Source organism: Streptomyces flavofungini (assembly GCF_041028215.1).
Classification (GTDB): domain Bacteria; phylum Actinomycetota; class Actinomycetes; order Streptomycetales; family Streptomycetaceae; genus Streptomyces; species Streptomyces flavofungini_B.
The window spans coordinates 22,733-41,838 of record NZ_JASKYR010000001.1 but is presented as its reverse complement, the minus strand read 5'-3'; the positions used below and the strand labels follow the sequence as shown (position 1 = coordinate 41,838).

Here is a 19,106-nt window from a genome sequence, read left to right as displayed (position 1 = left end):
CGGGCCGACTCCGCGGCCCGTGAACGCGGTTGCCTCATCGCTGTCGCCGGGTGACCATCCTCTGGCGTGGCCCCGACCGGCCCACGCGCCCTGAGCACAGCCACCCCCTGATGCAGGTGGCGAACATGGACAGGCCCGGCGACGGTGGGTAGACAGGGCACCCGAAGCCCGGGAGCGAGGCCGATCGTGGCGGCCCCTCCCGGTCCTCGGCTCCCTCTCCCCGAAGGCCCCCGCCCGCACCGGCCGGCCGACGGACCGCACGCCGTGCGCCGCGACGCGACACGGCGTCACCAGACCGGCTGCCCGCTCCGGGGACCGCACATCCCCCGGACGGCGGGCACTGATCGTCGAGAGGCAGGGCGCCGCTCCACCGGACGTCGACACCGCAGCCCGCGCGGATGACAGCGCGGGTGCAACAACCTCCTCCCCGCCGAGTTCAACGATCAGGAGACTGGCGCATGACGGACATCGACCTGACCAGCCTCACGCCGGAGCAGAAGCGCGCGCTGCTGGCGGAGCGGTTGCGGCGCAAGAGCGCCCCACAGCCCCCGGCACGTGAGCGCCGGTTCTCCGCGTCGTTCCCCCAGCAGCGCATGTGGTTCCTGGACCGCCTCAACCCGGGCAGCGCCGCCTACAACATTCCGGCGGCCGTACGCATGCACGGCTCGCTCGACGTGGAGGTCTGGCGCCGCAGCCTCGCCGAGATCGTCCGCAGGCACGAGTCCCTGCGCACCACCTTCGAGGAGGTCGACGGCGAGCCCGTGCAGGTCGTGCACCCGACCGGCGAGCTGGAGCTGGCCGTCGAGGCGTGTGAGCACCTGCGCGGCCCCGGGGGTGAGGAGGGTATCCAGGAGCGCGCTCGCCGCGAGTTCGCCCGCCCCTTCGACCTGGGCTCCGGGCCCCTCATGCGGATGCGATTCCTCCGGCTTGCGCCCGACGAGCACGTACTGCTCCTGACCATGCACCACATCGTTGCCGACCTGTGGTCGACGTCGGTGCTCTTCGGCGAGCTGGTCGCCCTGTACCGGAGCCATCTGAACGGCACCGCGGCCGACCTGCCGAAGCTGTCCGTCCAGTACGCCGACTACGCCGCGTGGCAGCGCAAGCAGCTCGCGGGACCGGGTTTCACGGCCGAGCTCGACTACTGGGCGAAGACTCTCGACGGCGCCGCACCCATCCTCGAACTGCCCACCGACCGGCCCCGCCCCGCGGTGCTCGGCACCAGCGGCGGTTCACGGCCCTTCCGTCTGCCCGCCTCGGTGATGGATGGTGTGCGCGAACTGAGCAGGCGCGCGGGAGCCACCCCGTTCATGACGCTGCTCGCCGCCTACGTCGCCCTGCTGCACCGGTACAGCAGGCAGGAGGACGTCGTCGTCGGCGTGCCGGTGGCCAACCGCGGCCAGGCCCAGGTCGAGCAGCTCATCGGCTACTTCGTCAACACGCTCGCGATCCGCAGCGACGTCTCCGGCAACCCGTCCTTCACCGAACTGCTCGGACGCGTGCGCGGTGCCGCCCTCGGGGCCTTCGCCCACCAGGAACTGCCCTTCGAGCGCCTGGTGGAGGAACTGCGCCCGGAGCGGGACCTGTCCAGGTCACCCCTCTTCCAGGTGTCGTTCGTCTACCAGAACATTCCCGTACCGGAGTTCGGCGTGGGCGGTCTGCGCCTGGAGCTGATGGACGTGCCCAGTTCCACCGCCCGGTTCGACCTGGAACTCCAGGTCTTCGAGCAGGGAGACACGCTCGGCGGCTGGTTCGAGTACAACACCGACCTCTTCGACGCGGCGACGGTCGACCGCATGGGCAGCCACCTCAAAGTGCTGCTCGACAACGTGCTGCGCGACCCCGACCAGCCGATTCTGGACATCGCCCTGCTCACGGCGGACGAGCAGACGGCACAGGACCAGGAACGGGCCGACACCCGCTGCGAGTGGCCCGACGAACTGCTCACCCACCAGCGCATCGAGCGGCAGGCGGTACTGCGGCCCGACGCCGAGGCGGTCCACTGCCAGGGGAAGACCCTCACCTACGCCCAGCTCGACGAGGCCGCCAACCGGCTGGCCCGCAGGCTCCGCCGGCACGGCGTTACACGCGACGTACTGGTCGGGGTCTGTCTGGAGCGTTCGCCCGACATGGTCGTCGCGGTGCTGGCCGTGCTGAAGGCGGGCGGCGCCTACGTGCCCATCGACCCCAGGCTGCCCGGCGACCGGACGGCGTTCATGATCGAGGACGCCGGCCTGCCCGTCCTGATCACCCAGGCCTCGGTGGCACCGGGGCTGCCGCGGTCCGCGGCCACGACCCTGTGCGTGGACGAGCTGCGCGAGGAGCTCGCCGCCGAATCCGCCGAACCGCTCGACGCACCGGTCGACGGCGCGGACCTGGCCTACGTCATCTACACCTCCGGCTCGACCGGCCGCCCCAAGGGCGTCCAGCTCCCGCACCGGGCCCTGCGCAACCTCTTCTGGGCGATGAAGCAGTGGCCGGGCATCGACTCCGGCGACAGCCTGCTCGCCGTCACCACCCTCTCCTTCGACATCGCCACCCTGGAACTGCTGCTGCCGCTCGTCGAAGGCGCGCGCGTGGTGCTCGCCACGCGCGAGGTGGCCACCGACGGCAAGCTCCTGGCTGCGGAGATGGCCGCCACGGGGGCCACGATGATGCAGGCCACCCCCTCGACATGGCGGATGCTGCTCGACGCCGGATGGCCGGGCCGCCCGGGACTGCGCGGGCTGATATGCGGCGAGGCACTTCCCCCCGACGTGGCACGTCGCCTGCTGGACAGCGGCGTGGAGCTCTGGAACATGTACGGCCCGAGCGAGACCACCATCTACTCGCTGGGCACCCGGATCGTGGACGAGACGATCACGATCGGCCGGCCCATCGCCAACACCGGGATCCACATCCTCGACTCCGAGGGACGCCCGGTGCCCTCGGGCGTCCCCGGCGAACTGTGCATCGGCGGCAGCGGCCTCGCCCGCGGCTACCTCAACCGACCGGAACTGACGGAGCGCCAGTTCATCCCCGACCCGTTCGCATCCGATGCGGGCGCGCGGCTGTACCGCACCGGTGACCTGGTAAGGCGCCGGGTCGACGGCACCATCGACTACCTGGGACGCCTCGACCACCAGGTCAAACTGCGCGGCTACCGGATCGAGCTCGGCGAGATCGAATCGGTGCTCATGCGCCAGGACCAGGTGACGGACACCGTGGTCGTGGTCCGCGAGGACCAGCCGGGAGACCAGCGTCTGGTGGCCTACGCGGTGCCCGCCGCATCCGCCGGCACCGGCGACGAGCTGCGCCGCCGGCTGCGCTCGGCACTGGCCGAGAAACTGCCCGACTACATGGTCCCGTCGGCGTTCGTGTTCCTCGACGCGCTGCCGCTGACCGCCAGCGGCAAGACCGACCGCGGCGCGCTGCCCGCGCCCGAAGGGCAGGAGTCCCGCACAGCGGCGGCCTACGTCGCGCCCCGCGACGACGCGGAGGCGTCGCTGTGCGATCTGTTCGCCGAGGTGCTCGCGGTGCCCCAGGTCGGCATCGACGACAGCTTCTTCGCCCTGGGCGGACACTCGCTGCTCGCCACCCGGCTGGTGGCACGCATCCGTGCCGCCCTCGGGGTGGAGCTGCCCGTACGGGCCCTGTTCGAAAAGCAGAGCGTGGCCGGACTGGCGGAGCTGGTGCGCCGGGGCGGCGGCGCAGCGCGGCCCGCGCTGCGCCCGGCCGTCCGGCCCGACCCGCTGCCGCTGTCGTTCGCCCAGCGACGGCTGTGGTTCCTGCACGAGATGGAGGGCCCCTCACCCACGTACAACCTCCCCGTGGTGCTGCGCCTGACCGGGGCGCTGGACGTGGACTGCCTGCGGGCCGCGCTGGCCGATGTCGTAGCCCGTCACGAGTCGCTGCGCACCGTCTTCCCGGACACCGGCGGACCGGCGTGCCAGCACATCCTCGACCCGGCCCGGGCCCGCCCGACGCTGGAGGTGACCGGGATCGACGAGGCCGGCCTGGACGGCGCGGTGGCGGAGGCCGTCCGGTACTCCTTCGACCTGGCCCGGGAGATCCCGCTCCACGCGGAGCTGTTCACGACCGGTGCCGGCGCACACGTCCTGGTCGTCGTCGTGCACCACATCGCCGCGGACGGCTGGTCGCTGGCGCCCCTGCGGCACGACCTGGCCCTCGCCTACCGGGCACGCCGTGCGGGCCACGCCCCCGCGTGGGAAGCGCTGCCGGTGCAGTACGCCGACTACGCGCTGTGGCAGCGCCAGTATCTCGGAGAGCAGGACGACCCCGAGAGTGTCTGGTCACGGCAGACCGACTACTGGCGCGGGGCCCTGGAGGGCATGCCCGAACGGATCGCCCTGCCGGTCGACCGGCCGCATCCGGCCGAAGCATCGCACAAGGGGGACACGGTCACCTTCCAGTGGGGGCCGGACCTGCACGAAGGCCTCAGCCGCCTGGCCCGCGGCTGCGACGTGAGCATGTTCATGGTGCTGGACACGGCCCTGGCGGTGCTGCTGAACCGCCTGGGCGCCGGCCAGGACATCCCCATCGGCGTGGCGAACGCGGGCCGCGACGACGAGGCCACCGAGAATCTGGTCGGCTTCTTCGCCAACACCCTGGTCCTGCGCAACCGGCTCTCGCAGGGCCAGACGTTCAGGCAACTTCTCACCGAGGTGCGGGAACAGACCCTTGAGGCGCTCGCCCACCAGGACGTCCCCTTCGAGTCCCTCGTGGACAGCCTGCGGCCCTCCCGGTCCATGTCCCACCACCCGCTGGTCCAGGTCATGCTGTCCTGGCAGAGCGCGACCGACGAGACCCTTGACCTGCCGGGCGTCGAGGCCGCACCGATGGTGGTGAGCACCGGCACGGCACGCATGGACCTCGTCCTCCTGCTTCACGAGCGCCTCACGGGCGAGGGAGCCGCCCGCGGGATCGACGGCGGCATCGAGTACAACGCCGATGTCTTCGATCCGGAGACGGTGCGCACCATGCTCGGCAGGCTGCGCCAGGTGGTCCTCGCGATGATCACCGACCCGGACCAGCAGATCGGTGACGTCGATGTCCTCACCCCCGCCGAGCGGCACCGCGTGCTTGAGGAGTGGAACGGAACCGGCGGTACGGAGCAGACCGCTGGCCTGCCCGAGCTCTTCGAGGCCCAGGCCGCCCGCACCCCCGAGGCCGTCGCGGTCAGCGGCGGCGGCGAACGGCTGACCTACCGCGAGCTCTCCCGCACCACGGACCGGCTCGCCGCCCGGCTGCGTGCCCTGGGGGTGGGCGCCGACGGAGCCGAGGACGCGGTGTGCCTGCTGATGGAACGTTCGGTTCAGGTACCGGTGGCCATCCTGGCCGTACTGAAGGCCGGTGGCGTGTACGTGCCGCTGGACCCCCGCTACCCCGAATCCCGGATGCGGCTGATCATGGAGGAGGCAGGAGCGGGCGTACTCCTCGTTGACGGCGACGGACTGGAACACCCCGCCGTCGACGGGGTGCGGGTGCTCGACGTGAGTGCCGAGGAGTCCCCCGGCACCGCGGAGGGGCCCGGTGCCCCGCCGGCCCCGGGCGGCCCGGACCGGCTGGCCTACATCATGTTCACCTCCGGCTCCACCGGGCGCCCCAAGGGCGTCGCGGTCACCCAGCGCAACGTCGCGAACCTGGCCGCCGACCGCACCTGGCGCAACGGCAACCACGAGCGCGTCCTGATGCACGCTCCGAGCGCGTTCGACGCCTCCACCTACGAACTCTGGGTGCCGCTGCTGTCCGGCGCAGAGGTCGTCGTCGCGCCGGCCGGTGAGCTGGACCCGGACGTGCTGCTGCACACCATCCGTGAGCACGGCGTGACGTCGGCGTTCTTCACCGCGGCTCTCTTCAACCTGCTCGTCGAGTACGACGCCGCGGCCCTGGCGGGTATGCGCGAGGTCCTGGCCGGCGGCGAGGCTCTGTCGCCGCCCGTGGTCGCGAGGGCCCTGGCCGCCTGGCGCGGGACCGTACTCACCAACGGGTACGGTCCGACCGAGACGACGACGTTCGCCGTGCTGCACAGCATGAGCGAGATCACTGACGGCACCGTGCCGATCGGCACACCGATGGACGACACCCGTGCCTACGTCCTCGACGCCCGGCTCCGCCCGGCTCCTGTCGGTGTCCCCGGCGAGCTCTACCTCGCCGGGGAGGGCCTGGCCCGCGGCTACTTCGCCAGGCCAGGGCTGACCGCGCAACGCTTCGTCGCCTGCCCCTACGGAGCGGCGGGTGAACGCATGTACCGCACCGGCGACCTGGTCCGCTGGCGCGCCGACGGCACCATCGAGTACCTCGGCCGCACCGACGACCAGGTCAAGATTCGCGGTTTCCGCATCGAACCCGGTGAGATCGAGAACGCCCTCGGCGCCCATGAGGCCGTCGCGGACGCGGCCGTGCTCGTCCACGACAAGCCCTCCGGCGGCAAGGACCTCGTCGGCTACGTCGTACTCGCCGACGGTGCCACCGCCGACCCCGCCCACCTGCGCTCCTTCGTGGCCGAACGGCTGCCGCAGTACATGGTGCCGGTCGCGGTCCTGGTGCTCGACGCGTTCCCGGTGACGACGAACGGCAAGCTCGACCGCCGTGCGCTGCCCGTACCGGACCTGAGCGCGGCCTCCGGCTCCCGCGCGGCGCGTACGCCGGTCGAGCAGACCCTGTGCACGGTCTTCGCCCGCGTGCTCGGACTGCGCGAGGTCGGCGCCGAGGCCGGATTCTTCGACCTGGGAGGTGACAGCATCCAGGCCACCCAACTGGTGGCGCAGTCCCGCACGGCCGGTCTGGTGTTCACCGTCCGGGACGTCTTCACCCACCAGACGGCCGCCGGTATCGCGCAGGTGGCACGGCTGGCCGACGAGGAGGCCGCCGCGGCCGCCGCGGATGTCGGCACGGGCGCCATAGCGCCCCTGCCCGTACTGGAACGCCAGCGTCAACTGGGCGGGACCGCGATCGGCTTCGACCTCTCTGCCACCGTCGGCCTGCCGGCCGGCATCGACGAGGCGGAGCTGACCACGACGCTCCAGGCCGTCGTCGACACCCACGACGCCCTGCGCACCCGACTGGTGACCGGGGCTGACGGGCGGTGGTCGCTGCACGCGGCCGGAACCGGTGCGCCCCGCGTCGCCGACATCCTGCGCCGCGTGGACGTCACCGGACTCACCGAAGCGGACCGGCACAGCCTGATCACCGAGGAGACCACTGCCGCCAAGCGGCGCCTTGACCCGGCCGCGGGCGTCATGCTGCAACCGGTGTGGTTCGACGCCGGGCCCGGACGAGCGGGGCGGCTGCTGCTCGCGGTACACCACTTCGCCGTCGACGGTGTGTCCTGGCGGATCCTGCTGTCCGACCTCGCCGTGGCGTGGGAAGCGGTATCCGCCGGACGTGAGCCGGTCCTCGCGCCGGTCACGACGTCGCTGCGCGGCTGGGCGGAGCAGGTGGCCACCGGCTCCGCCATCGCCCGGCACCGGCCCGAACTACCGGTGTGGCAGGAGATCCTGCGGGACGCCGAACCCCTGGTCGCCGGAGAGCTCGACCCCGAGCGTGACGTCACCGGCACCGAGGGACGCCTGTCCGTGACGCTCTCCGCCGAGGACTGCGCCCCCCTGGTGGCACAGGTGCCCGCCGCGCTGCGCAGCAGCATCCAGGACGTGCTGATGACCGCTCTCGGCCTCGCCGTACGGCGCTGGCGGTCCTGCGATGAAGGCCCCGGCGCCCCGGGCACGGGTGAGGTGGTCATCGACGTGGAGAGCCACGGCAGGCACGAGCACCTGGCCGACGGCGTCGACTTGTCCCGCACGGTGGGCTGGTTCACCAGCGTCCACCCGGTGCGCCTCGACGCCGCCGCCCCGCCCTGGCGGCAGGTCATCGAAGGCGGCGACGGACTCGCCGCCGCGGTCGTCCGCACCAGTGAGCGTCTGCGGACCCTCCCCGGCAACGGCCTCGGCTTCGGTCTGCTGCGCTACCTCGACCCGCAGACCGCGCCGCTGCTCGCGGCCCTGCCCGCGCCGCACCTGCTGTTCAACTACCTGGGCCGGGTACCCGTCACCGACGAGGAGCTGCCCTGGCTCCCGCTGCGCGACGACATCGCCCCCGGCACCGCAGGGGCCCGGCCACTGTCCCACCCCCTGGAGGTGAACGCCGTCACCCAGGACGGCCCCGACGGGCCGCGACTGGTGGCCAACTGGAGCTGGGCCACTTCGCTGCTCAGCGAGGAAGAGGTCCGCCGGCTCGCCGACGCCTGGTTCGACGCGCTGCGCGCACTCACCCGCTGCGCGGCCGGCGTCGGCAACGGCACCGTCACCCTGCCCCGCCGCCAGGACGCGCCCGCCGCGGCCATCGGGGCGGCCGACCTCCTGACGGCCCCGATCCCCAGGGCCGACCGCAGCGAGGGAACCGGCCTCTCCTTCGGACAACTGGAGTTCCTGCTCCAGCCGGTGGGCCCCAACCACGCCCACCACGCCGTCATCACCGCCTTCCGGGTGCGCGGAGAGCTCGACACCGTGGCCCTGCGCCGCGCCCTGGACGACCTGGTGCGCCGCCACGACATTCTGCGCACCCGCTACGTCCAGCAGGGCTCGGCGACGCGGCAGTTCGCCGACGGCCGGCCCGTGTGGCCGCTCGACACCGTCGAACTGCGGGCTTACCAGGGAGCGGAACAGCGCGAGCGGCTGCGCGCCCTGCTCACCGAGGAGACCAGGAAGACGTTCCGCATCGAGGACGGCGACCTGGTGCGCGGTCTGCTCGTGCGGCTGGCCGACCGTGAACACGCGCTGGTCCTCGTCGCACACCACATCCTGGTGGACCACTGGGGATTCCTCGTGGTCTTCGACGAACTGGCGAAGCTGTACGAGGCCCACGCGGCGGGCCGCCCGCCGCGGCTGCCCGAGGTCATGGTCCAGCACCTGGACTATGCGGCGTGGGAGCAGGGGCTGCTGGCCGACGGCTCACTCGACGAGCACGTCGAGCACTGGCGCAACGAACTCGACGGAGCGGCGCGCACGCTGGACTTCGAGGCACCGCCCCACCAGCTCGACGACTTCATCGAGGGCTTCAGCTGCAGCGTCGTGGTCGAGGCCGAGGTCATGTCGGCGGTGAAGGAGGCCGCACGCCGTGAGGGCGTGACCCTGTTCATGATGCTGATGTCGGCGTTCCACGTGCTGCTGCACAGCTACTCGGGTGCGACGGACATCGCCGTCAGCCACCCGTTGGCCGGCCGTGAGCGGCCGGAGACCGAATCCATGGTCGGCCCGTTCATCAACATCATCCTCAACCGCTCGCGCATGGCGGACGACCCCACGTTCCACGAACTGGTCCAGCGCGTCCTGCAGGGCGAGCTCGACGCCTACTCGCACCAGAACGTACCGGTACGTGCGCTGGTGCACGACGGCGTCGTCGGCGACGGCAACCACCTGCCCCTGCGCGTCATGCTCAACCTGCTCGGCGTGCCCGCCAAGACGCTGACCCTGCCGGGTCTCGAGGTGGCACCGCTGGACGTGCGGGTCGGCGACGTGACACCGCTCCCCGAACTGATCACCGCCATCGAGCCGCACAACCTCGACCTGTACCTGGTGGCCCGCGACGTCGAGGGCGAACTGCACGGCCTGTGGGTGTACTCACCGGACTACATCGCGCCGCCCGTCATGGGGGCGCTGGTCCGGCAGTGGCCGCGCGTACTCGAACTGGTGGCGGCGCACCCCGGGCTGCGGGTGTCGGAACTGCGCGAGCGCCTGCGTGCCGAACGGGACGAAGCCACCGGCCCGGACAGCCACCGCTGAGCCGCGCCGTGCCCCCATCCATCACCACACCAGCCGTTTCCCACCCGACGGCGGAATGCAGAGAGCATGACTGAGACCACATGTCCCGTCACCAACGGACTGCCGACGCTCCGCGAGCGGCCCCTGGACCCGCCGGACGTCCTGCGCGCCCAGGGACCGATCAGCCGGATGACCTTCCCCGACGGATACCAGGGCTGGCTCGTCACCGGATACCGCCAGGGCCGGCAGATCCTGGCCGACAAGCGGTTCAGTTCGTCCCCTTCGCACAAACACCTGGCGTTCCCCTCCGACCGCCCCTCGGACCTCGAGGCAGGCATACCCGGCCTCTTCGAACACATGGACCCGCCGGACCACACCCGGTTCCGGCGCCGGCTGGCCGGACAGTTCACCGTCCGCAGGATGCGCCAGCTCGCCTCCCGCATCGAGGAGATCACCGCGCACTACGCCGACGCGATGCTGCGCAACGGCCCGCCCGCGGACCTGGTCGCGGATTACGCGGTGCCGGTGTCCTCGCAGGTGATCTGCGAACTCCTCGGGGTTCCGGTCGCCGACAGGGAGCGGTTCGTCGGTGACTCGGAGAGTCTGCTGCGCCTGGACATCGCCCCCGAGGAGGCGCAGGCCGCTCTGAAGGATCTGGTGGGCCTCACCGGTGAACTGCTCGCGCGCAAGAAGGCCGGACCGGCCGACGACGTACTCAGCGTGCTGGTGTCGAGCGATGACATCAGCATGGAGGAGTCCATCGGAGCCACGCTGCTGCTCCTGGTCGCCGGGCACGAGACCACGGCCAACATGCTCTCGCTCGGCACGTACGCGCTGCTGGCCAACCCCGGCCAGATGGCGCTGCTGCGCGCGGACGAGTCGCTGGTCGAGAGCGCGGTCGAGGAACTGCTGCGCTTCCTGACCATCGTGCATGTCGGCGTGCAGCGGACCCCGACCGAGGACGTGGAGATCGACGGGGTGACGTTCCGCGAGGGGGAGACGGTACTGATCCACCTGCCCAGCGCCAACCGCGACGCGACCCAGTTCCCCGATCCCGACCGGCTCGACGTCACACGGGGCGGCCACAGCCACCTCACCTTCAGCCACGGCATCCATCAGTGCCTCGGGCAGCAGCTGGCACGCCTGGAGCTGCGCATCGGCTACACCGCCCTGCTGCGACGCTTCCCCGGACTGCGCATCGCCGGGGACCCGCGGGAGATCCCGATGCGCTCCGACATGACCGTCTACGGCGTGCACCGGCTGCCGGTGACGTGGTGACCGCCCCGAACGACAAGGAGCACACGATGACGAACCCGTTCGACGCCCCCGACGCCGCGTACCGCGTCCTGGTCAACGAGGAGCGGCAGCACAGCCTGTGGCCCGAGGACCTGCCCGTGCCGGGCGGCTGGTCGCCGGTGTTCGGACCGGACACGCGGGACGCCTGCGTCGATCACGTGGACACGCACTGGAGCGACATGCGGCCACCCTCGATACGGACAGCGCCATGACGACCGCGCCGCAAGCCCGGTCACCTCTGCGGAGCTGGCGTTTCCGCAGAGTCATCGCCGCGGAGTTCACCTCGTCGGTGGGCACGCAGATGACCACCCTCGCCCTGCCGTGGTTCGTCCTGATGACCAGCGGCTCCCCGGCCCGGATGGGGCTGGTCTTCCTGGTCCAGATCCTGCCGGTGCCCCTGCTCGCCATGCCGGCGGGGCTCCTGGTGGCCCGCTGGGGGGCCCGCCGCGTCACGATAGCCGGAGACCTGTCCAGCGCCCTGCTGACGGCGGCGGTACCCACCCTGTACATGGCGGGCCTGCTGCCGTTCTGGGCTCTCCTGGTGATCGTGGCGCTCATCGGCTGCGTCACCTCGGCCTACCTGTCCGCACAGCGCCTGCTCCTGACCGAGTCCATCGGACTGGACGAGGCGGTCGTCACCGCGGGCAACGCCCTGTTCGAGACGGCGACCTCGACGGCGAGACTGGTCGGTCCGGCGGTCGCCGGCTTCCTGATCGCGCGATTCGGCGCGCTCAACGTGCTGTGGATCGACGCGGTGTCGTTCGCCGTCTCGGCCACACTGCTGGTCGGATTACCCCGCACACCGCCGGCCGAGCAGCCGCCGTCCTCGCACCACATGGCCGAAGGCGTCCGCTACCTGCTCAGGGACCGGGTGCTGCGCACCCTCGCGCTCGCCGCGCTCGGCTACGGGATGCTCATGCCCGTCGTGATGCTCGCCCTGCCCGTGCTGGCCAAGGACCGCTACGACGCCGACCCCCATGCCGCCGGATGGCTGCTGGCGGCCTGGGGCGGCGGCACGGCACTGGGCACCGTCGTCGTCGCCCGGCTCGCCCACCGGTTCACCCCGGTCGCACTGGCGGCCGCGGGCGGAGCGGGGGCGGCGGCCGGACTGTGGTTCCTGCCGTGGGACCAGCCGGTCACCACCCTGGCGGTCGCTGTGGCGGCCGGCTGCATGTTCCTGCCCGCGGTGACCGCGCCGGCCGTCGCGCTGATGATGCTGCGCCCACCGGAGCACTTGCGCCCCCACGTGGTCCCCGTGTTCGGCGCCGCCGTCTTCGTCGCGAGCCCCATCGCCTACGGAGTGGCCGGGGTGCTGTTCGAACATCTCGCCGTGAGCACCGTGCTCACGGCGGTCGCGGTGGGGGCGAGCCTCAGCGCGCTGCTCCTGCTCAGCCTGGCCCGCCGCCCCCGCCCGGGGCCGATGACGGCCGCCGCGCACCCCGACCGGCACTCAGCCGGATCGATCTGACATCTACTCACCCACGGGAGCAGTCATGGCGCATCAGCACGACAGCGGAGGCGGACGGAGAGCGAGACCGAACCTGCCGTCGCTCACCGGCGTGCGGTTCATCGCCGCGGCACTCGTCTTCTTCTACCACGCCTCCATCCCCGAGACCCTCGGTGTGTTCGAGGACCCGGACGTCGCCGAGGGCTACGCGCAGGCGTTCAGCAGAGTCGGCTTCGCGGGAGTCTCCTTCTTCTTCATCCTCAGCGGATTCGTGCTGGCCTGGTCGGCACGGGCCCAGGACACCCTGACGGGCTTCTACCGGCGCCGGTTGCTGAAGATCTTCCCCAACCACATCGTCACGTGGGCCGCGGCACTCGTCTTCTTCGCGACGGTGGCCGCCGTGCGGCCAGGCGTGTGGCTCTCCAACCTTCTTCTCGTGCACTCCTGGATACCGCGCCTCGACACGGCCGTCTCCCTGAACCAGCCCAACTGGTCGCTCTGCAGCGAACTCCTCTTCTACCTTCTCTTCCCCCTGTTGTGGCGCTGGGTCCGCACCATCAGAAGCAACCGCCTGTGGGCGTGGTTCGGCATCACCTTCACCGGCCTGCTGAGCGCTCAGATCATGATCGACATGTGGGCACCCGCCTCCCAGGATCTCGCGGACTGGCCGCTGACCCTGATGGAGGCCTGGCTGGGCTACAACTTCCCGCCCCTGCGTCTCTTCGAGTTCGTCCTCGGCATGCTCGTCGCCCGGCTCCTGGCGGAGGGCCACCGGGTTTCCCCGGGCCTCGTGCCCGCACTGGCCCTGACCGGTGCGGGGTACGCGCTCGTCCTGGCCCTGCCCTGGCAGTACGGGTTCAACGTGGTCCTGGCCGTGCCGCTGTCCCTGCTGGTCGCGGCGCTCGCGGACGCCGATCTCAGCGGACGCCGCACCGGGCTGCGGGGTCGCTTCCTCACCCTGCTCGGGGAGGTGTCGTTCGCCTTCTATCTCGTGCACTTCATGGTGCTGGTCGTCGTCCAGGACGTGCTGCGGGGGAGGCAGTACGGCACGGGCACCGCTCTCGCCGTCATCGCGCTCGTCTTCGTCGTCGCCCAGTTGCTCGGCTGGGTGCTCTACGCAGGGGTGGAACGCCCGGTCATGCGGCGGTGGGCCGGCACTCCCCGCAAGACGGTGAACGTTCCCGGACCACACCGTCCGCAGCTCGTGGACCAGCAGGGCTGAGCCGGACCGGAGTGAGCCGAGGTGGTGCGCCGTGCCGCCCGGGCGGCACGGCGCACCACCTCATCCCAGGGCGTCCAGAGCCTGGGCAACCGCGTTGCTCACCGTGATCCCGGCGTGGTGCAGCAGATACTCCTCCCCGCCCACCAGGTCGTAGTGGATGTCCGGCACGCCGATCCGCCGCACCGGGGGGCCGCCGACCTCGGCCACCACCTCGCACACCGCCGCTCCCAGGCCGCCCAGGGCCCGGTGGTCCTCGATGGTCACCACGGCGTCCGCGTTGGCGCCGGCGTGCAGTACGGCCTCCCGGTCGAGCGGCTTGACGGTGTGCATGTTCAGATGCCCGGCGCTCACCCCCTGGGCGGCGAGCTCCCGCGCCGCCTCGGCCGCGACCAGGTTGGGATGCGGTCCGGTGGCGATGAACAGCACCCGACCGGGGTCCCGCAGCACCCGCGCCCTGCCGAGCACGAACGCCTCACGCTCCTGGTACAGCGGGGCCGTGGCCTGGCGCCCGAGCCGCAGGTACGCCGGTCCCGGGTCGTCGGCGATCGCCACGGTCGCCTGAGCCGCCTCCCAGGAGTCGGCGGGAACCACCACCGTCATGTTCGGCAGCATCCGGATCACACCGATGTCCTCGAGCGAATGATGCGTGGGGCCGTAATGGCCCGAGGCGAGCCCCGCATGCGTGCCCACGATCTTGACCGGCACATTCGCGCCCGCCACGTCGATCTTGATCTGCTCGAAGGCACGGGCGACCGCGAAGGGGCTCATGCCGTTGGCGAACACCGGGCGGGCGGACACCGTCAGGCCGGCGGCCACGCCGATCATGTTCTGCTCCGCGATACCGAGGTCGACGTGCTGCCGCGGCAGTTCGAGGGCGAAGTGGTCCTCGAAGTTCATGTCGGCGGTCAGACACGCCAGCCTCGGGTTCTCCCGCGCGAGCGCGAGCAGCATCATGGCGTACGCGTTGCGGCTCTCCATGATCGCGCGGTTCTCCCAGACGTGGTCCAGTACCTGCGCCACGGTACGGTGCGCCGCGATGTCGGTGCTCATGCCCGGTGACCCTCCAGGAGCGCCGACGCCGCTCGCCGGGCCGACGTGCCAAGGGTCGCCGAATGGCTCTGCTTGGTGTTCTCCAGCCCCGGGACCCCGCGCGCCTTGATCGTGTGGGCGATGACGACCGTCGGGCGGCCCGGCTCGACGGGACGGGTCAGTGCCGCACGGATCTCGTCGTGATCGTGCCCGTCGACACTGAGCACGCGCCAGCCGAAGGCCGCCCACTTGTCGGCCAGCGGCTCCAGGGACATGCAGTCGTCGGTGCGGCCGCTGATCTGCCAGCCGTTGCGGTCGACGATCGCGATGAGGTTGTCGGCACCGTGATGCGCCGCGGCCATGGCCGCCTCCCAGTTGGAGCCCTCCTGCAGTTCGCCGTCGCCGAGGATCACGAAGGCACGCTTGTCGTGGCCGTAGCGCTGCCCGGCCAGCGCGACCCCCAGGCCCAGGGGGAGCCCGTGGCCCAGGGCGCCCGTGGAGAAGTCCACGCCCGGAAGACGCTTCATGGGGTGACCGCCCAGCCGGCTGCCCTCCTCCGCGTAGGTGGCGCACTCCGACTCGGGGATGACCCCGGTGGCGGCGAGCACCGCGTAGAGCGCCGCGGAAGCCTGCCCCTTGCTCAGGATCAGATGATCACGATCGCCGGAGCCGCCCTCGCCCGCCGGGTCACGCAGCACTTCGGCGTACAGCACGGCCAGGAGGTCGGCGATCGACATGCTGCCGCCGATGTGCACTCCGTTCGGGGAGGCGCTCATCTCGATGACCTTGCGCCTGATCTCCAGGGAGAGTCCCCGTGCCGTGGTCCGCGGGGGCGACTGAGTAAGCATGGGAGTTGCATCCTTCCGAAAGCCGACCGGTGCCTTGACCAGCGGTATCCAGCAGAAGTGAGAGAGCGGGACGGGCACCGCCGGGTCGCGGGGCGCCCGGAGTTCACACCAGGCCGCAGACGGCCCGGGGGCCGGCCGGCCGGATCCGGAAGACCGATTCACGGACGGACTCGATGAATCGGTAGTCGATCTCCAGCGTGACGGGGTCCGGATGCGTCAGGAACACCCGCAGCGGACTGGTCAGCAGGTCATGAGTGGGCACGATGGTGTCGCCGGGGCCCCGCTTGACCACGAGGTCCACCACCGACGGGCGGCTGCGGATCTCCTTGACCAGAGCCTCGTCGACCGAGACGACGGTGCCCGACAGCAGCGTCGGAGCGTTGTAGACGGCGGCGGGCTGGCGCCGCTCGTACACCCCGTCCGCGTAGCGGGCGAGGAAGTCCCGGGGCCGCAGGTAGGCCAACGCCGTCAGGTCGGCGCTGTTGACGCCCATGGCCCGGTCGTGGAAGGCGGGGTGCAGATGACCGTTGACCCGGGCACCGACCTCGACCAGCGCCGGGCCGTCCTCGGTCACGATCAGTTCGGTGTGTGCGGGGCCGTGCCGGATGTGCAGGACGTCGAGGACGCGACGCGTGTAGTCGACCAGGTCCGCGACGACCGGAGTGTCGGACGGCAGCAGGATGTCCCGGTTGTAGATGGGCTTGCCGTTGGCCAGCAGACGCTTTTCGTACCGCCACACACCGCAGACGTAGGAGTGGCCGTCGGCACTGACGGTGTCGACGATGTACTCGGTGCCCTCCAGGTAGCTCTGCACGAGGACCTCGGTATTGGTGCCGTTGAACACGGTGGTGCTGGACAGCACATCGTGGAACGCGGAGCGCAGCGCCTCGGCGTTACGGCACACGGTGACCCCGTCGGTGGAGGCGGACGCCAGCGGCTTCGCCACACAGGGCCAGTGCCCGCCCGCGTCGGCCCAGGCAACCGCCTCCTCGGCGTCGGAGGTGCGCAGCTGCCGCGCCGTGCGCAGCCCCGCCGCCGAAACCGTCTCGATCATCTTGTACTTGTCGCGGCGCGCGTCGGAGCGTGTCGTCCCGTTGCTGCGCACGCCCAGCGCCTCACTCAGCCGGTCCGCGAGCAGGACGCCCGGTTCCTGGCCCGGCAGCACGAAACGCACTCCGGCCTCGGCGAGGGCACGCTCGGTGGCACCGTCCGGGTCGTACACCAGCGAATCCAGATAGGCGGACCGGTCCCACGGCTGCATGCGCGCGATCGGTTCGGCGGCACTTTGCACATGGACCACGTCGACGCCCAGCCGGTTGAACGCTGCGGGCAGGTAGTTGCCCGTCCCGTACGCGTCGACCAGGACACCGATCGCGCGGCCCCCGGACCTGCGCACTGCTTGCACGGAGCTGTCCAGCAGCTCCTCGGCGCCCCTGCCCACCATCAGCTCAGTCATCAACTTCTCCCGCCTCGGGTCATCGCGGTCTGAGCTCAGCACCGTAGGAGCCGGGAAGCACGGGGCACGCGGCCATACGACTTGAGACACATGGGGTCACCCCCAAAGGCACATGGCCGGGGCCGGGGTCCGGCACACTCGGCACCGTGATCCCGTCGGCCGCTCCGGCCGAACCCGTCGAGGAGGCGCAGGATGAACCACTTGGCCGACGAGGGCCGTTACGACCGCCCGCACTACCGGCGCGCGGGGCGCAGCGGGCTGCGTCTGCCGGCTCTGTCGCTGGGGCTCTGGCACAACTTCGGCCCCGACCGTCCGGCTGACGTCCAGCGGGACCTGCTGCTGCGCGCCTTCGACCTGGGCGTCACGCACTTCGACCTCGCCAACAACTACGGCCGGCCGGTGTTCGGATACGCCGAGACCCGCTTCGGAGAGGTTCTGCGGAGTGACCTCGGCCGCTACCGGCACGAGATCATCATCTCCACCAAAGCCGGCTACGAGAGCTGGCCGGGGCCCTACGGCATCGGCGGTTCCCGCGCCTACCTGCTGGCATCGCTCGACCGCAGCCTGCGTCGGCTGGGCGTGGATCACGTCGATGTCTTCTACTCGCACCGGCCGGACGCGGACACGCCGGTCGAGGAGACCATGGGAGCCCTCGCCGATGCCGTGCGACAGGGCAAGGCCCTGTACGCGGGCATCTCCAACTACTCCCCGGACGCGACGCGACGGGCCGCCGGGGCGCTCACCGGCACCGGGGTGCCCCTCACCCTTCACCAGCACCGGTACTCGATGTTCGACAGAACCCCCGAGCAGGGTCTGTTCGCGGAACTCTCCCGGCTCGGCACCGGCGGCACGGTCTTCTCGCCGCTCGCCCAAGGACTGCTGACCGACCGCTACCTGGGCGGCACCGTGCTGCCCGGCACCCGCGCGGCCGCCGGGATGTTCCTGTCCGCGCGGGACATCACCGATGCCTATCTGCGGCGGGCCGAGGCACTCGACAAGATCGCGAACCAACGAGGCCAGAGCCTCGCCCAGCTGGCCCTCAGCTGGGTGCTGCGGCGGCCGGAAGTCACCTCCGCCGTGATCGGGGCCAGCAGTGTCGCGCAGCTGGAGGCCAACGTGGCCGCGCTGGACGCGCCGCCGCTCACCGAACGGGAGCTGGCCGCCATCGAACCGTACGCGGTGAACCCGGAGGCGCTGTGATCCCGCAGGGTGCGAAGCCGTTCACGTCGCGACACGCAACCGCGGCGCGCCCTGTGCGTTGCCGGGGTGGATGAGCCGCATCGAAGAGGCCTTGTTGACGGCATCCAGGCGGCTGACCGCGTCGAGCTTCTCGAAGATGTTGCTCAGGTGCCGCTTCACGGTGCCTTCCGCGATCCCCAGGCGCGCCGCGATCTGCCGGTTGCTCAGGGCCGCCGCCGCGTGGGTGAGCACCTCCAACTCGCGGGCCGACAGCTCCGTACCGGTGACCGGCCCACTGCCCGCCAGGTGCGGGGCCGGCCGGTGCAGCGGCAGCGTCACCGTCTGATGGGAGCGGGCCCCGTGCTGTGCCCGCACGGCGTCGGCGACGGTGCCGTAACCCACCCCCTTGTGCAGATAGCCGTGCACGCCCAGGTCCAGCAGACTCTGCACGAGACGTGGCTGCTCCAGTTCGGACAGCACGAGCACACGGCAGCGCGGGACACCGTGCAGCAGCCGGGTGGCGATCGCCACCCGGTCGTCGGCCGGCACCATCTGGACATCGATCATCACGAGGTCCGGACGGACCCGCGTGACCAGCGTGAACAGGTCCGCCAGGTCACCGGTCTGCCCCACGATCTCGATGCCGGGCTCCGTGTCCAGCAGCGCGCAGAGCGACTCGCGCAACAGCCTCTGCTCGTCCGCGACCACGACGTGTACGGGTGCGTGGGACATGGCAGGCAGTACTCCTGTTCTCCGGGCCGAGTTGAGGGGTGGCGCGCCGGACCATCGAACGTCAGGGAAACGGGGTGCGTGTCGACCGCGCGGAGCGGCGGAAAGGGACGGGGGCCGGATACCGCTTCCGGCACCGCAT

10 protein-coding genes are annotated in these 19,106 nt (G+C 71.3%); 6 read left to right on the top strand and 4 right to left on the bottom strand.

Features of this window, described 5'->3' with window-relative positions:
* Positions 1-458 precede the first annotated feature (458 nt).
* The 5 genes from AB8Z36_RS00150 to AB8Z36_RS00130 all read left to right on the top strand — a co-directional run bounded on the left by AB8Z36_RS00150 (position 459) and on the right by AB8Z36_RS00130 (position 13,723).
* Positions 459-9,779, top strand: coding sequence for an amino acid adenylation domain-containing protein (locus AB8Z36_RS00150; protein WP_369211087.1), 9,321 nt, complete (start codon positions 459-461; stop codon positions 9,777-9,779).
* A 66-nt stretch (positions 9,780-9,845) separates the two neighbouring features.
* Entirely contained in the window at positions 9,846-11,036 is a 1,191-nt protein-coding gene (locus AB8Z36_RS00145; protein WP_369211086.1) for a cytochrome P450, read from the top strand.
* A gap of 26 nt (positions 11,037-11,062) precedes the next feature.
* Positions 11,063-11,266, top strand: coding sequence for an MbtH family protein (locus AB8Z36_RS00140; protein WP_369211085.1), 204 nt, complete (start codon positions 11,063-11,065; stop codon positions 11,264-11,266).
* Positions 11,263-12,522, top strand: coding sequence for an MFS transporter (locus AB8Z36_RS00135; protein WP_369211084.1), 1,260 nt, complete (start codon positions 11,263-11,265; stop codon positions 12,520-12,522). The genes AB8Z36_RS00140 and AB8Z36_RS00135 overlap by 4 nt, the downstream gene beginning before the upstream one ends.
* Before the next feature lie 25 nt (positions 12,523-12,547).
* Positions 12,548-13,723: an acyltransferase family protein gene (locus AB8Z36_RS00130; RefSeq protein ID WP_369211083.1), complete on the top strand. Its 1,176-nt coding sequence runs from the start codon at positions 12,548-12,550 to the stop codon at positions 13,721-13,723.
* Positions 13,724-13,783: 60 nt separating this feature from the next.
* On the opposite strand, the gene AB8Z36_RS00125 is transcribed toward AB8Z36_RS00130, so the two are convergent.
* The 3 genes from AB8Z36_RS00125 to AB8Z36_RS00115 all read right to left on the bottom strand — a co-directional run bounded on the left by AB8Z36_RS00125 (position 13,784) and on the right by AB8Z36_RS00115 (position 17,056).
* The gene (locus tag AB8Z36_RS00125; protein WP_369211082.1) at positions 13,784-14,773 is read right to left on the bottom strand and encodes a transketolase family protein; all 990 of its coding nucleotides are present in this window, start codon (positions 14,771-14,773) and stop codon (positions 13,784-13,786) included.
* Positions 14,770-15,600 (bottom strand): transketolase, encoded by an 831-nt coding sequence (locus AB8Z36_RS00120; RefSeq protein ID WP_369211081.1) that lies wholly within the window; start codon positions 15,598-15,600, stop codon positions 14,770-14,772. The genes AB8Z36_RS00125 and AB8Z36_RS00120 overlap by 4 nt, the downstream gene beginning before the upstream one ends.
* A 103-nt stretch (positions 15,601-15,703) precedes the next feature.
* Positions 15,704-17,056 carry an ATP-grasp domain-containing protein gene (locus AB8Z36_RS00115; RefSeq protein WP_369211080.1) on the bottom strand — a complete coding sequence of 451 codons (1,353 nt, stop codon included), beginning with the start codon at positions 17,054-17,056 and terminating at the stop codon, positions 15,704-15,706.
* Positions 17,057-17,248: 192 nt separating this feature from the next.
* On the opposite strand from AB8Z36_RS00115, the gene AB8Z36_RS00110 reads away from it, so the two are divergent.
* Positions 17,249-18,256, top strand: coding sequence for an aldo/keto reductase (locus tag AB8Z36_RS00110; protein ID WP_369211079.1), 1,008 nt, complete (start codon positions 17,249-17,251; stop codon positions 18,254-18,256).
* 21 nt (positions 18,257-18,277) lie between these two features.
* Here the strand turns inward: AB8Z36_RS00110 and AB8Z36_RS00105 are convergent, their stop codons facing one another.
* Positions 18,278-18,967 (bottom strand): response regulator transcription factor, encoded by a 690-nt coding sequence (locus AB8Z36_RS00105; protein WP_369211078.1) that lies wholly within the window; start codon positions 18,965-18,967, stop codon positions 18,278-18,280.
* Positions 18,968-19,106 lie beyond the last annotated feature (139 nt).

Coding starts and splice junctions, on each gene's coding strand:
- AB8Z36_RS00150 (WP_369211087.1), top strand. CDS start 459: ATGACGGACATCGACCTGACCAGCCTCACGCCGGAGCAGAAGCGCGCG.
- AB8Z36_RS00145 (WP_369211086.1), top strand. CDS start 9,846: ATGACTGAGACCACATGTCCCGTCACCAACGGACTGCCGACGCTCCGC.
- AB8Z36_RS00140 (WP_369211085.1), top strand. CDS start 11,063: ATGACGAACCCGTTCGACGCCCCCGACGCCGCGTACCGCGTCCTGGTC.
- AB8Z36_RS00135 (WP_369211084.1), top strand. CDS start 11,263: ATGACGACCGCGCCGCAAGCCCGGTCACCTCTGCGGAGCTGGCGTTTC.
- AB8Z36_RS00130 (WP_369211083.1), top strand. CDS start 12,548: ATGGCGCATCAGCACGACAGCGGAGGCGGACGGAGAGCGAGACCGAAC.
- AB8Z36_RS00125 (WP_369211082.1), bottom strand. CDS start 14,773: ATGAGCACCGACATCGCGGCGCACCGTACCGTGGCGCAGGTACTGGAC.
- AB8Z36_RS00120 (WP_369211081.1), bottom strand. CDS start 15,600: ATGCTTACTCAGTCGCCCCCGCGGACCACGGCACGGGGACTCTCCCTG.
- AB8Z36_RS00115 (WP_369211080.1), bottom strand. CDS start 17,056: ATGACTGAGCTGATGGTGGGCAGGGGCGCCGAGGAGCTGCTGGACAGC.
- AB8Z36_RS00110 (WP_369211079.1), top strand. CDS start 17,249: ATGAACCACTTGGCCGACGAGGGCCGTTACGACCGCCCGCACTACCGG.
- AB8Z36_RS00105 (WP_369211078.1), bottom strand. CDS start 18,967: ATGTCCCACGCACCCGTACACGTCGTGGTCGCGGACGAGCAGAGGCTG.